The 13,365-nt window shown below is 65.4% G+C and carries 10 protein-coding genes; all 10 read right to left on the bottom strand.

The features are described 5' to 3' along the window. Positions 1–174: 174 nt before the first annotated feature. Positions 175–1,194, bottom strand: a complete 1,020-nt coding sequence (locus tag OHA42_RS05940) for an LLM class F420-dependent oxidoreductase (protein WP_406235235.1) — start codon at positions 1,192–1,194, stop codon at positions 175–177. 194 nt (positions 1,195–1,388) lie between these two features. Beyond that, positions 1,389–2,363 carry a cutinase family protein gene (locus OHA42_RS05935; protein WP_406239116.1) on the bottom strand — a complete coding sequence of 325 codons (975 nt, stop codon included), beginning with the start codon at positions 2,361–2,363 and terminating at the stop codon, positions 1,389–1,391. A gap of 14 nt (positions 2,364–2,377) precedes the next feature. After that, positions 2,378–2,914 (bottom strand): DUF732 domain-containing protein, encoded by a 537-nt coding sequence (locus OHA42_RS05930; protein WP_406235233.1) that lies wholly within the window; start codon positions 2,912–2,914, stop codon positions 2,378–2,380. A 102-nt stretch (positions 2,915–3,016) separates the two neighbouring features. Further along, positions 3,017–4,789, bottom strand: coding sequence for an alpha/beta hydrolase-fold protein (locus OHA42_RS05925; RefSeq protein WP_406239114.1), 1,773 nt, complete (start codon positions 4,787–4,789; stop codon positions 3,017–3,019). 263 nt (positions 4,790–5,052) lie between these two features. After that, positions 5,053–6,087 carry an alpha/beta hydrolase gene (locus OHA42_RS05920; RefSeq protein ID WP_406235232.1) on the bottom strand — a complete coding sequence of 345 codons (1,035 nt, stop codon included), beginning with the start codon at positions 6,085–6,087 and terminating at the stop codon, positions 5,053–5,055. Between the two features lie 284 nt (positions 6,088–6,371). Then, positions 6,372–7,415 carry an alpha/beta hydrolase gene (locus tag OHA42_RS05915; RefSeq protein WP_406235231.1) on the bottom strand — a complete coding sequence of 348 codons (1,044 nt, stop codon included), beginning with the start codon at positions 7,413–7,415 and terminating at the stop codon, positions 6,372–6,374. A 349-nt stretch (positions 7,416–7,764) separates the two neighbouring features. Beyond that, positions 7,765–8,826, bottom strand: coding sequence for an alpha/beta hydrolase (locus OHA42_RS05910; protein WP_406235229.1), 1,062 nt, complete (start codon positions 8,824–8,826; stop codon positions 7,765–7,767). Positions 8,827–9,150: 324 nt separating this feature from the next. Continuing rightward, positions 9,151–10,242 (bottom strand): alpha/beta hydrolase, encoded by a 1,092-nt coding sequence (locus tag OHA42_RS05905; protein ID WP_406235227.1) that lies wholly within the window; start codon positions 10,240–10,242, stop codon positions 9,151–9,153. 235 nt (positions 10,243–10,477) lie between these two features. Then, a complete protein-coding gene (gene zomB, locus OHA42_RS05900) occupies positions 10,478–12,433 on the bottom strand; it encodes a flagellar motor control protein ZomB (protein ID WP_406235226.1) in 1,956 nt (651 codons plus the stop codon). Between the two features lie 4 nt (positions 12,434–12,437). After that, a complete protein-coding gene (locus tag OHA42_RS05895; RefSeq protein WP_328408017.1) occupies positions 12,438–13,364 on the bottom strand; it encodes a decaprenyl-phosphate phosphoribosyltransferase in 927 nt (308 codons plus the stop codon). Between the last annotated feature and the right edge of the window lies 1 nt (position 13,365).

Genomic DNA, 13,365 nt, shown 5'->3' with positions numbered 1-13,365 from the left:
CACATCGCAGCAAGACGGCGACATCGCCGCTGTTACCTGTGAGGCCCCGACTCGCTATCGCCCGCGGGTGCTCTACATACAAAGAGCCAGCCTGCAGATTTTGTTGCGGTCTGCGCGGTGACCGCTATCGGCTAGATGTTCTCAAACCAGAGTCATGTTACAGAGAAGAGCGGCTCACTCATCCCGCAGCAGTGGAATAACCGGCGCGAAAGCGTCCATCTGGGTGGGGAACACACCGACGTAGGACATCGATGTGAGCTCGCGCACCCGGCGGATCTGCGCGGCAATCTCCTCGAATGTGCCGATGGCCACATACGGCGATTCGAGAATCTCCTCGACAGAGAGCTTCACGTCGACCTCGAGGTCGGGGTGCAGGCCTCGATCGATCGCGGAAAGGGCCATTTCCGCGGTCTTCTCACGGTCGTCGGTGATGACGATCGCGGTGATGGCCCAGTTCAGCTCGATGTCGGCGAACCGATCGCCCGCGGCTTCGCGGATCAGGTTCACCTTCTCGATGGTCTTGGACATGGTGATGCCCGAGAGCAGACCTTTGCCGTTCTTGGTGGTGACCGGAACGATCGAGATGATGTCGGCGTGCTTGGCGGCCAGCCGGAGCATCTTCGGGCCGCCACCGCCGGTGCAGATCGGCGGGCGCGGACCCTGACGCGGACGCGGCGTGCCCTTGATGCCGTTGACCTGGTAGTGCTTGCCCTCGAAGGTGCATTCCTGGCCACGCAGCAGCACATCGAGGATGGTCAACGTCTCGTCGAGCTTCTCCAGCCGAATGCCGGGCGTCTCGTAGGGCAGCCCGGCGGCAGCGAACTCGTCCTGCTTCCAGCCCGCGCCGACGCCGACCTCGAGGCGGCCCTTCGACAGCACATCGATGGTGGCGAGATCCTTGGCGAGCACCACAGGATGCCGGAAACCATTGGCCAGCACCGACGTTCCGAGTCGGATCTTCTCGGTAGCCTGCGTGAGGGCGCCGAGCGCGGCGATCGGACCGATCTGGTCACCGAGGTGATCGGGCACGACGAAAGTGTCGAAGCCGTACTCCTCGGCCTGCTGCGCCGTCTGAATGAACTTGCGGGCACCGCCCTCTTGCTTGTTTCCTTCGCCCGCGGCCGCGAAGCGGAAGTTACGCAGCGGCGTACCCATCGCGGTCAACTCACCAGCCGGTGCGGCGGCTTCTGTCATGAACTCATGCTCCTGGCTGTAAGGAAATTGCCTGCGCGCCGGCCAGCCCCCGGTTCTAGGGGCAGCACTGCCGGCGTCGCGATCATCAGCGCACTTTACAGCCTGCCCCGGTCCGACTGACGAGGCTTCGGTATGCAGGCATGCATGGCCCTATTGTCGGGCCTCGCCGATGTGGTTGTTCACAGGTGGACTTCTCAGGAGTGCGGCGGGTGTGGTGCCCCTTCGATCAGACCGTTCGCCCAGTTCACCGCCCATTGTGTCGCGGTTGTTCCGTCGCCGTCGACCACGAAACCGTTGTAGAGGCTGTGCACCGGGTTGCCCGCCGCGCGGATCAACGTCATTGTGCTGCCGATGATGTTCAGCGGGTTCAACGCCTGCCGCGGCGAGTCACAGATCAGATCGCCCGGTGCGCAAATCGTGAAGGTGCGATCGGCCAGCGAGCCGAATCCGCCCGGCCGCGGACCGGTCATCGTGATTCCCGGCACGGTCAAACCCTTCAACGCGACCTCCGCGCCGACACCGAGTGGCGGGTTCCCGATCTGGATGGGCTGCCCCGGTCCGTTGTCGTTGGTCCGCCGCCCATCGGCAATCAGCGTCACACCCAGCACCTGGTCGGCGGGGACGGGCCCCTTGCCTGCGGCGATTTGGGAGGCGACGTCGCCGCCGATGACCGCGCCCTGCGAGAAGCCCGCGATGACGTAGGTGGTCAACGGACATTCCCGATGCCGCTTCGCCATCGCATCGACCATCCGCTGCGCGCCCTCGGAACGGCTGTTGTTGTAGGACTGCTGGCCGTCCGGCGGAATCGCGATCGGATTCGAGAACTGCGCGACATAGGGGACGGTGTACACATCCAGCCTGCCGGGCGGGAACTGACTCTGCACCGGCCCGGAGATGTTGAGCATCAACGAGATCGGATTGGCCGTCGGGTTGTGCGGGTCGTCGTTGCTGTTGGACTCCCAAGTGCCGGGCACCGAGATCATCTGGACATCCGGGCAGCTCGCAGGCTGCGAGGTCGGTCGCTCCGGCGGCTTCGGACCCGGACCCGGACCCGGCGGGCGAAGTCTGCCCGCGAGCAGGTACCACAGCAGCAGAACGAGAACGATGACCAGCGCGACGACCGCGAGGAGCACCAGACATCCCACCGGTCGCAACCGGCGGGAGGCCATACCTCGACGAACACTCACTGGCAGTACGTCTGCTTAGCGGTGTCGATGTAGATCTTGCCGACTTTCTCGACCGGCATCTTCGCCGGATCGAAGGACGGGTCGGATCCGGCCATCGCGTTCACGAAGGTCGTCAGGTCCTGCGCGGAGGCGCCTGCCGCGACGCCCTGGCAGACATAGGTGCCGATGCTCAGCGCGATGTCCGGGCTGGAAGCGGTGACGCCTTTCTCCTTCAGCGCGTCGAGGAACTTCTTGTCCTTGTCGGTGAGCTTGGCGGTGTCCCCCGGTGGCACGACATCGGTCGGCACCGGCTCCGGGCGCTCGGGGGCGACCGTCTCGGCGGGCGCCTGCTGGGTCGACTCGGGAGCAGGCGTCTGGGCCCCGGTGTCGCCACCTACGCTGCTCGACGTGGCAGGCGGCTGCGAAGCCGCCGTGGTGTGGGTCAGCTTCGGAGTGCTCGATGCCGTCGAATCGTTGTCACCGCATGCGGCGAGCAATCCGGTGGCGGCGAGTGCCACAGCGACGCCGAGTACCTTTCCACGGGTCCGATGCATGAATTCGTGTCCTCGATCTGTTCGCGAATAGGGTCCGATCGCCACCAGGCTAGCGGCAACCTTGGACGAGCCGGCGGCAGTCAGCAAACAGACCGGTCTGAATTAGATACCGTGAACTTCAGGTTTGCCGTCGCGGACCACGATGAAACCGGCCTGGAAATTCTGCTGGAAACCGCCGGGAACCGTGAACTCGTCGCTGATCGGATACCCGAGCTTGCCGTTCTCGTAACCGACGTCTTTCCAGGTGTCCATGATCGGACCCGAACGGACCGCCCACACTCCCGACAGCGGGCTCCAATAGATGCCGCCGCCCTCGAACCTGCTGAAGCGGCCCAAGTCCTTCAGCGGCAGCTCTTCGGCTGCCGGGAAGCCCAGCCAGCTGTTTTCGTATCCCAGCTGGGCGTACTTGCCCATGATCAGCCCATGCAGCCGGTGGACGCCGGTCTTCTGGCTGTAGTAGAAAGGCCCGTTCTCGAAGGCCTGCACCGAGCCGTCCCGGTCCGGGGTCTCGACCTCCGGCGCGGTCGGATAGCCCGCGGGTCCGCGCTCGAAGCCTTGCTTGCCCCACTCGTCGAGGATCGCGCCGCGCACCACCTGGGCGCCGGTCTGCGGCGTCCAGTAGAGCGAACCGTGCTGGAAGGCCTGGAACCGGCCGCGGCCGTCGGGCAGCGCGCGCTCGTCGTCGGTCGGCAATCCGACCGCACCGAGCGCGGCCTGGTAGCCGCCGCCGATCATGCCGCCGACAGGATGGGCGCCGGTCGCGGGCGAGTAGAACACCCGGCCGGACCGGAAGTCCTGGGCCACACCTCCGCTCACCTGGTATTCGGCGGTGACGCAGTCGCCGAGCCAACCATTGGCGGTGGCCACGGCGGCAATCGCGCCGCCTGCCCGGCAAGACGCAATGCCTGTGTCGATGCCGAGCGCGGCGGCGGCCTGCGGCCAGGACTGCCGCATCTCGAAATCCCAGTACGGCCACGAGTGGGTGCCGGAGGGACGGTAATTCACCTGGGCCGGGATGGTCAGCTTGCTGAGCTTGGTCACGAAGTTCTGCGAGGTGAGCCGCGACAGAATCTCCAGACCCATGCCCGTGAGGTTGGCGCTCACCCCTGGTATGACGGCGGCCTGGTCGAATGGTCCGATCGCACCGCTACCGCTGGACACGTACAGGCTGATCCCCTTCAGCTTCTCCGCCAGCGCGTACGGGTCGTGGCCATCCCACTCCGGGCCGGTCGGCGGACCCCACATCGCCGCGGAGTCGAACCCGCCCGCGTCGCGCATGGCGAACTGGATCGCCTGCGGCATACCGAGGGTGGTCGTGGTGAGGAAGCCGGAATACGACGCGGCGTACTTGACGAAGCTCGGGTTGCGCGCGGCCAGGAACATCGCGGCCGTGCCGCCCATCGAAAGGCCCTCCATGCCACGCACATCCGTTGCCCGCCATTGGCTCTCGAGTAGCGGCGGAAGTTCCTTGGTCAGGAAGGTTTCCCACTTGTAGTTGTGGCCGTTGTTCGGCTGCAGCCAGTCGGAGTAGAAGCTCGACTGTCCGCCGACCGGCAGCACAACGGTGACGTTCTTGTCGGCATAGAAGTCGGCGGCGCCCGCCTCCTTGGTCCAGCCGTTCTCGTCGTCGGTGGCGCGCAGACCGTCGAGCATGAACAGCAGCGGAAACCTGGCGTACGGGTCGGTGTTCCAGTCCCTGGCCAGCAGCAGCTGCACCTGGACTGGTGCGCCCATCGATGGCGAATTGATCCACAGGGCGACCCTGCGGTCGGTGAACCACACCATTTTCTGCACCGACGCACCTGCCGGTGCGGTGGCGGCGACCTCTGGCTGCGCGGTGGCGGGCGCGGTCAGCGGCGAAAGCCCGGCGACCATCGGCAGCGCTACCGCGGTGGCCAGCAGCGCGAACCGCCCACGAGCCCGGCGGGCGTCGCCGCGTCCGCGTCTACCCCTGCCGCCCCTGATCCCTGCCACAAGTGTTTTCTACCCCTGGAAGGGCGGTCAACCTGGTAGGACGCGCGGGTAGCACGCTAATCCGCCGCCCCGCGTATTCAGGCGCTGTTACCCGAAACGCGAACGGCGCCGCCGCTCCCTGTTCGGGGAAGCAGACGGCGCCGTTCGCGGTCTAGGTGGCTAGATCACCAGCCGCCGGTGGCATCCAGGATGCCGTTGCGGGACTTGAAAAGCTCACCCTCCCAGTACTTCCAGGAGTGGGTGCCCTGGGCGGGGAAGTCGAACTGAGCCGGAATCTTCAGGGTCGCGAGGCGAGCCTGGAAGGCACGGGTGTTCACCAGCGACAGCGCCTCGAGTGCCATGGCGTTACCGGTGTTGAACGCGCCGACCGCCGAGTTCGGCCGGTCGAACTGACCTGGGAGGCCGCTGGCCGCCGAGATGTACATCGGCAGGCCCTTGAGCTGCGGCGCGAACACGAACGGGTCCATCCGCAGCCACGCCGGGCTCCACGGCGCCGCCATCGAGTCGACGTTGAAGCGGCCCGCGTCCAGCATCGCGATACGGATCGCCTCGCGCATGCCGGGCGCGGAGATGTTCAGGTAGCCGGAGAAGGACGAGGCGTGCTTGAACTGATCGCGGTGGTAGGCGGCGAGGGCCAGTGCGGCGCTGCCACCCATCGAGAGGCCCGCGATCGCGTTGTTGGTGCGGGAGACGCCGTAGCCCTCGAGGAAGGCCGGGAGCTCCTTGGTCAGGAAGGTCTCCCACTTGTAGGTGGTCTTCTGGCCGTTGGTGTTACTCGGCGCGTACCAGTCGGTGTAGAAGCTCGACTGTCCGCCGACCGGCATGATGAGGGAGATGTTGTCATTGCCGAACTGCTGCAGCGCGTTCGTCTCGAACGACCACGCGTTGCGGTCGTCGCGAGCACGCAGGCCGTCGAGCAGATACAGCGCCGCGTTGCCGCCGCGCGCCGCCCACTGCACCTGAACCTTGATCGGGCCCATGACCGAGGGGACCATCAGATCCTCGAAGCCACCCGCGGGGGCGCGCAGCACAGGGCTGTGCGCCGGGGCGGCCATGGCAACGGTCGGGGCCGCCACTCCGGCGGCAATCGGTAGCGCAAGTGCTGCGGCACCGACAGCCAGAATTCGATGACGCCAACCGCGAGGGGTGACTCGCCGTCCCGTGCTTCTCTTCGGGCCGGCCGCCCTGCCGAAACGCATGAATCCTGCTCTCTTTCTGCTGTTGTGGTACCACCTGTAGCCCATGAGGGCCGGGCAGCACCCGTGCTTCGAACGAGACGCACGTCACATGTGTATCGGACCCCGACATTCCGATACAAAACGACGGCGCTACAACGATCTGGTCACACTTGCGCTCGCTGGACGATATTCGACGCCGGAAGCCTAAGCAACCGGGGGGCCGAAATCCGCCCACCCATACACAACCTGTGATCGTGCGGTGACCTTATCGCGTTCGCTCGGAGATGTCGTCACCGATCGAGAATTCACCCCAGATTGGCGCTGAGGTCGGGCAGCATCTTGTAGACCTGGTCGGCCCAGTAGTGCCAGTTGTGCACGCCGATCGGCGTGTAGTCGAAGTGCACATTCGTCGGGCCGAGTGAGTCCAACCGCAGCTGGAAGGCCCGCGTATTGGCGAGCGCGATCGTCTCCAGCGCCATTGCATTGCTGAGGTTGTAGGCGTCGAGCGGATTGTTGACTACGTCACGCGGACCGCTCTGGCCGTTGCCGGAGGAAATCCAGAGTCGAGTTCCGTTCGCGCGCAACAACGGTGCGAACATGAACGGGTCGTTGCGCAGCCAGCGCGGATCCCACGGCGGGCCCCACATGGCGTCGATGTTGTATCCGCCCGCGTCGAGCAGGGCCAGCCGCAAGCCCTCCCTCATGCCGGGTCCGGAGATATTCAGGTAGCCCGAATACGAGCCCGCGTACCGGAATTGATCCGGGTGATAGGCGGCGAGCGCGAGCGCGGCGCTGCCGCCCATGGACAAACCGAATACGCCGTTGCCGTTCGGATTGAAGCCGAGCCGATCGCGCAGCGCCCAGCGCAGATTCTCGGTCAGGAACGTTTCCCATGCGTAGGCGCGCTGCTGGCCGTTGGTGTTGCTCGGCGCGATCCAGTCCGAATAGAAGCTGGACATCCCGCCGATCGGCATCACAACATTGATATTCCACCGCGGAAGCACCCGGGAGATGTCGGTGTCGATTTCCCAGCCGCTGAGGTCGTTCCCGGCCCGCAGACCGTCGAGGGCGTAGACGACGCGGTCGGTATTGCCGTCGGCGGCACGGAAGATCCTGGTCTTGACCGGGCCCATGTTGGAGTCGACCCAGAAATCGTGACCGGCCGGATCGAAGCTCGCCACGGCCGGTGTGGCGAGGTCGGTGACTGCGATTCCGAACGGCAGCGCGAGCGCGAAGGCCACGCCGGCAACGGACCGACGCAGCCACCGACGGCGACGACCGCGCCCATCGGCTTCGAGCATGCGTCCGTGCTCATCGGCAACATTTTCGCGTACCACGCCTGATCGCATTCGATTCGACCTTTCGCCCGTGCGATCACCGCTGACCGCAACTGTCGTGCATGAGGATCGACGTTCGACACCGACGACTCTCCGCACCGGGCAGGTCGTGGCGCTACCGCTCTTCATAGGCAGTCATTCGAAGCTGATAGCGGTGAAAACGCACTGCGATACCGGATCGTGATAAAAACCATAGATTTGCCGATACCACCGTGCGGTCAGCGTCGCGAGGAGTACCGCGGCACCGAAATTCTTCCGACAGCAACCAATCAGCCAACATTGTGCACACAGGCAATTTCAGGCAAATACAAACGGACCGCCCGGCACCGAAGGGGTGCAGGGCGGTCCGTCGTGGTGCACGTCAGCCGATGTTCGCCGACAGGTCGGGAGTCATCCGGTAGACCTCGTCCTGCCAGTTGTTCCACGCATGGATGCCGAATTCCGGGAAGGAATAGACGACGTTGGATGCGCCGAGTGCGGCCATCCGCACTTGGAAGGCTCGCGTGTTGATCAACGCCAAGCTCTCCAGCCCCATGCCGGTAAGGGTGTTGAAGCTCGGCGCGTCGGTTGCGCCCGGCCGGCCGCTGCCCGCGGCGATCCACAGTCGGGTCCCGTTGCCGATCAGTCGCGGCGCGAAGACGAACGGGTCCATCCGCAGCCACTGCGGGCCCCACGGCGGCGCCATCGAGTCCACGTTGTAGCCGCCGGCGTCGATCATGCCGGCCCGGATGGCTTCACGCATGCCGGGCGCGGAGTTGTTCAGGTAGCCCGAGAACGAGCCGGCGAAGCTGAACTGATCCGGGTGGTAGGCGGCCAGCGTCAGTGCCGCGCTGCCACCGGTCGACAGGCCGAAGACGCCGTTGCGGTTCGGGTTGAAGCCGAGCCGGTCCCGCAGCGCCCAGCGCAGGTCGCCGGCCAGGAAGGACTCCCACTGGTACCGGTAGCTTTTGCCGGGGCCGCCGGAGAGCGCATTCATGGCGCCCGAGCCGGAGGACGAACCAGCACCCGCGGGAACGCCGAAGAATTCGCTCGGCGCGTTCCAGTCGGCATACCAGCTCGACTGGCCGCCGACCGGCATGACCACGTTGATGTTCTTACTCGCCAGCATCTCGGCGATGTTGGTTTCGATCTCCCAGCCGTTCAGGTCCTCGCGGGCCCGCATGCCGTCGAGCACGTAGACGACGCGGTTGGTGTTGCCGTCCGCGGCGCGCATGACCCTGGTCTTGATCGGACCCATGCCGGAGTCGACCCAGAAATCGAACGCGGCGGGATTGAATGCTGCCGATGCTGTCGCGCCGCCGCCTGCAATGGTGATCCCCAGCGGCATGAGCAGGGCGACCGTTACTCCGAGCGCCCACTTGCGCAACCGGGAACCCGGGGCTGCAGAGCTATCGGACCTACGTTTCCAGCGCGGACTTCGCATTCCTCTCGACCTTTCATTCGGAAGGCCGGTCAGCAAACTGTTAGTAATCTCGACCAGCCCCCTTATCGGGCATTCAGGCGGAGAATCTCCATAAAACGGACGTTTCCACCTGTGTGCATGTTCTCCGTGTATCAATCGCACGCGAATGCTTCTATGTTGCTGGAAAGTGATTCAAGCCACAAGAAGTGCAGCGTTCGTCGGTGCACATTCGTTGTCAAGGGGGCTGGGGACGCCCTGTTTCGGATAACGAAAAGGCCGCCTGGTGCATGCGCACCAGGCGGCCTTTTCACCGCATCCCAGGCTCTACAGAGCCGGGCTCATGATTCACCCGATGTTGGCCGAGAGGTCCGGAATCATCCGGTAGACCTCGGACTCCCAGTTGCGCCAGTTATGGATACCGACCGATGGGAAGCTGTAGGTGACATTCTGCGCACCGAGGCTCATCATGCGGACCTGGAAGGCCCTGCTGTTGACCAGCGCGAGCGCCTCGAGCGGAGTGCCCTGCAGGATATCCAGCGGCGATGTCGCGTCGGCGGGACCCGGCAGCGCGCTACCGGCGGCGACCCACACCCTGGTGCCGTTCGCGATCAGTCGCGGTGCGAAGACGAACGGGTCCATCCGCAGCCACTGCGGGCCCCACGGCGGCGCCATCGCGTCGATGTTGTAGCCACCGGCACTGATCATGGCCACCCGCAACGCTTCACGCATGCCCGGCGCGGAGATGTTCAGGTAGCCCGAGTAAGAACCCGCGTACCGGAACTGGTCCGGATGGTAGGCCGCCAGTGTCAGCGCGGCACTGCCGCCCATGGACAAGCCGAACACGCCGTTGCCGTTCGGGTTGAAGCCGAGCCGGTCCCGCAACGCCCAACGCAGGTTGTTGGTGAGGAACGATTCCCACTTATAGGTGTTGTCCTTGCCCAGCGTCTCGTTCCAACCCGAGGAACCCGTCATCGCCGAACCCGACGAGGAGCCGTTGGCCGACCCCGACGAACCGGTGTTGAGGCCGAGGAAGTTGCCCGGCGCGTTCCAGTCCGCGTAGAAGCTGGACGGTCCGCCGACCGGCATGACGACGTTGATGTTCCACTTGGTGAGCTCGCGGGCGATCTCGGTCTCGGCCTCCCAGCCGTTGATGTCGCCGCGGGCCCGCATGCCGTCCAGCGCGTACACCACGCGTCCGGTGTTGCCGTCCGCCGCGCGGAAGATCCGCGACTTGATCGGACCCATCGACGAGTCGACCCAGAAGTCGAACGCGTCGGGATTGAACGCTGCCGACGCGGGGGCGCCAGGTCCTGCCACCGACACCCCGAGCGGTAGCAAAACGGCCAGCGACATCAGCACCGACCGCTTGAACCACGAACCGGCTATCCGGGACCTCAGACGTCCACTTTCGGCCTTACGCCCGATAACGCCTCGCATCTGTTTGGACCCTTTCTTCGTCCGACCGAATCCCGATCGATTTACGGTGACCGCCGGTTTTCGCCCATCGCGAGGGCACGCCACCGGCGGGCGTGCCGTCGCAGCCTAACGCGTCATCGATGCATGGGCGTTATCAAAAAGTGATAAAGCGGCGTACGCCACTCTATCGGCATCCTCCCATGAAACTACTGAGCCCACGGTGATCCGTGGGCTCAGTGTGACTACGAGAATATGATCAACGCGGCGGTTGTGGGAAGGGATCGACCAGATCGCAGCGTTGGATCTCGTACTTCGGCACCCGATCTATCCGGTACTTCGCGAACTTCAGCGCATGCAGCAGGTTGTGCTTGAAACGGTCCAACGTCAGCGGATCACGGTAGGAGATCGCCAGCGCCTCGGTGTCCGGGCACTTCATCGCCGTGCGTGCCTGGGTGACCCATTTCTCGTCGAGGAACCACGGCATCCACGGCTTCCTGTCCACCACGCCGGTGTCCACGATGACCCAGTCCGGATACAGCGCTTTGTCGTGCCCGATGCGGCCGTCGGTCAACCGGTCGGTGTGCGCGGCCAACGGATAGGCGAGGCCCATCTGGTCGATCACACGCACGTTCAGCGGGACGTTCATGCTGGTCATGCCCAGATTCAGGAAGTAGACCGTGTGCCCGGCGCCGCCTTCGGGGATCGGCTGCGGCGGTGGTGCGATGTACCAGAACATGAACGACGGCGAGTTCAGCAGCAAGCCGCCGTCGGGGGTGGCCGCGATGTCGTTGACCATCGGCCGGATGCGCGGGTAGTCGAGGTAGTCCTCGGCCAGGATCGGATGATCGTGGCCGGTGTTGAGCACGTAGTAGACACGCTCGTCGACGATGCCCGAGGAGCTGATCTTGGTCCCGGTCTTGATCGCCGTGGTGTTGGCGGCGAACAGCGCCCAGCCCGCGGTGCCGATCAACGCGAACCCGATCACCGCGAACGACCAGTCGGTGGCCGACATCGACCGCAGACCGCCCTCCGGCAGCCGGATCGGCACCACCGCGACCGGCAGCAACAGGCAGAACAGCTGCGGCAACAGCATCCGGCCGTGCATGAAGTCACCACCGACGCGCAGCGCGTACACGGTCAGGATGACACCGCTGCCGAGCATGAGCGTGACCACCGCGCTCGGCGAGCGCAGCCAGGCACGCACGCGGTCGACGGTCCAGCCGCGCTGCTCGTCGGCAGTGGTGGGCCGACCGGCCGGTGCCGGCGCGACGGCAGTCGCGGTGCGCGCCGCGACGACGCCCGCGGCGAGCAGCACCAACAGCGGAACCCACAGGTAATAGGGACCGACCAGGTCCCACAGGTATTTGAAGCCCTGTCCCCACTTCGCGCCGCCCGCGTCCTTGGCGACGGCGGTGTTCGGGTAGGGCAGGCCGTAGTAGCCCATCCGCCAGACCTGGTAGCCGAGCGGGACGATCCCGGCGGCCGCAACGATCAACGCCCGCAGCACAATCGGACGCAGCCGAGTCTGTGGCACCGGCGCACAGAAGATCATTGCCAGCGCCAGTCCGCCGACCAGGGTCATCTCGGGACGAATCAGCGGCGCGAGTCCGGCGAGGAACACCAGTCCGAACAAGCCGGGCAGCCGGACCCGCTCGGCCTGGCTCCACCGGATCATCAGCCACCACAGCAGACCGAGCCAGCAGATGACCAGACCGCTCTCCAGTCCCGAGGAGGCGTAGTCGCGGGCAGGCGGCAGCGCGATGTAGACAAGCACGCCTGCGGGCAGCAGCAGCGCGGATTTGGTGCCGCCCCACAACCGCGCCGTACCGAGCATGGCGAACACGATCGCGGCCATCGACACCGTCAGCGCGACACCGAGCACCACGTACTCGAGCCTGGCCTGGGTGAGCCAGCTGAAGAACCAGACCAGATAGGTCCACGCCGTGCTGGTGTTGGTTTCGACGCGTTCGCCCTCGTTGAAGACCGGTCCGTTGCCAGCCAACAGGTTTCGCACCGTGCGCAGCACGATCAGGCCGTCGTCGGCGATCCAGCGCCGTTGCCAGGCGCCGGTCGCGAACAGGACAACAGTGAGCGCCATCCCACCGACGAAGATGGCTCGGGGTAGCTGCACGTGCCGCAAGGCCGAGCGAGCCGGCCCTTCGGCCGGCTCCTCGCTTGCGTATTCCGTTCGCTCCGCTCCCTCGACCAACATCTCGTCAGGTGAGATAGACAGCGACACCTACCGCTCCGATCCAGGCGATTGCGAGGAACTGGAGGATACGGTCCCCCAGCGCGATCTCTTCGGGTTCACCGGCCTCGCCGCCATCGACGTCGACCGCATAACGCAGGATTGCGATGGTAAACGGAACCATCGAGATGGCAAACCAATTGGTGTGCTTGAGGCTGTCCTGTTGGAACGCCCAGAGGCCGTAGAACACCACCACCGCTGTCGCGGCGAGAGTCCAGATGAAGCGCAGATAGGTCGGCGTGTAGTACTCGAGCGACTTGCGGATCTTGGCGCCCGTGCCCAGTGCGATCTGCAGTTCGGCGTAGCGCTTGCCCGCCGCCATGAACAGCGAACCGAACGCCATGATCAGCAGGAACCATTGCGACAGATCAATATCCGCCGCCGCGCCACCGGCGACGGCGCGCAGCAGGAAGCCCGAGGAAACGATGCAGATGTCCAGCACGGCCTGATGCTTGAGGCCGAGGCAGTAAGCCAGCTGGATGCCGATGTAGACCGCCATCACGACGGCGAGATGCCACGACGCGAGGAACGATCCGGCGATCGACGCGACGAGCAGCACCGCGGCCAACATGTAGGCCAGGTTCACCGGAACCACACCCGCGGCGATCGGGCGGAACCGCTTGGTCGGGTGCGCCCGGTCGGCTTCCACGTCGAGCGCGTCGTTGACGAGGTAGATGCCCGACGCCGCCATGCAGAACACCACGAAGGCGATTCCGACAGGGGCGAGCACGTCCACCTCGGTGGCCGAGCCCGCGGCCAGCGGCGCGGCGAGCACGAGAACGTTCTTCACCCACTGTCGCGGGCGAACGGCCTTGATCAACCCGCCGGCCAGCGTCTTGGGCGGGCCTTTGACAACAGCCTCGGCTAGGTCGGCGCTGGTCGGCTCTTCACTCATG

The sequence above is a fragment of the Nocardia sp. NBC_01009 genome (assembly GCF_045208035.1).
Classification (GTDB): Bacteria; Actinomycetota; Actinomycetes; order Mycobacteriales; family Mycobacteriaceae; genus Nocardia.
The sequence above is the reverse complement of the archived record's forward strand: the minus strand, read 5'-3'. Positions and strand labels throughout refer to the sequence as shown.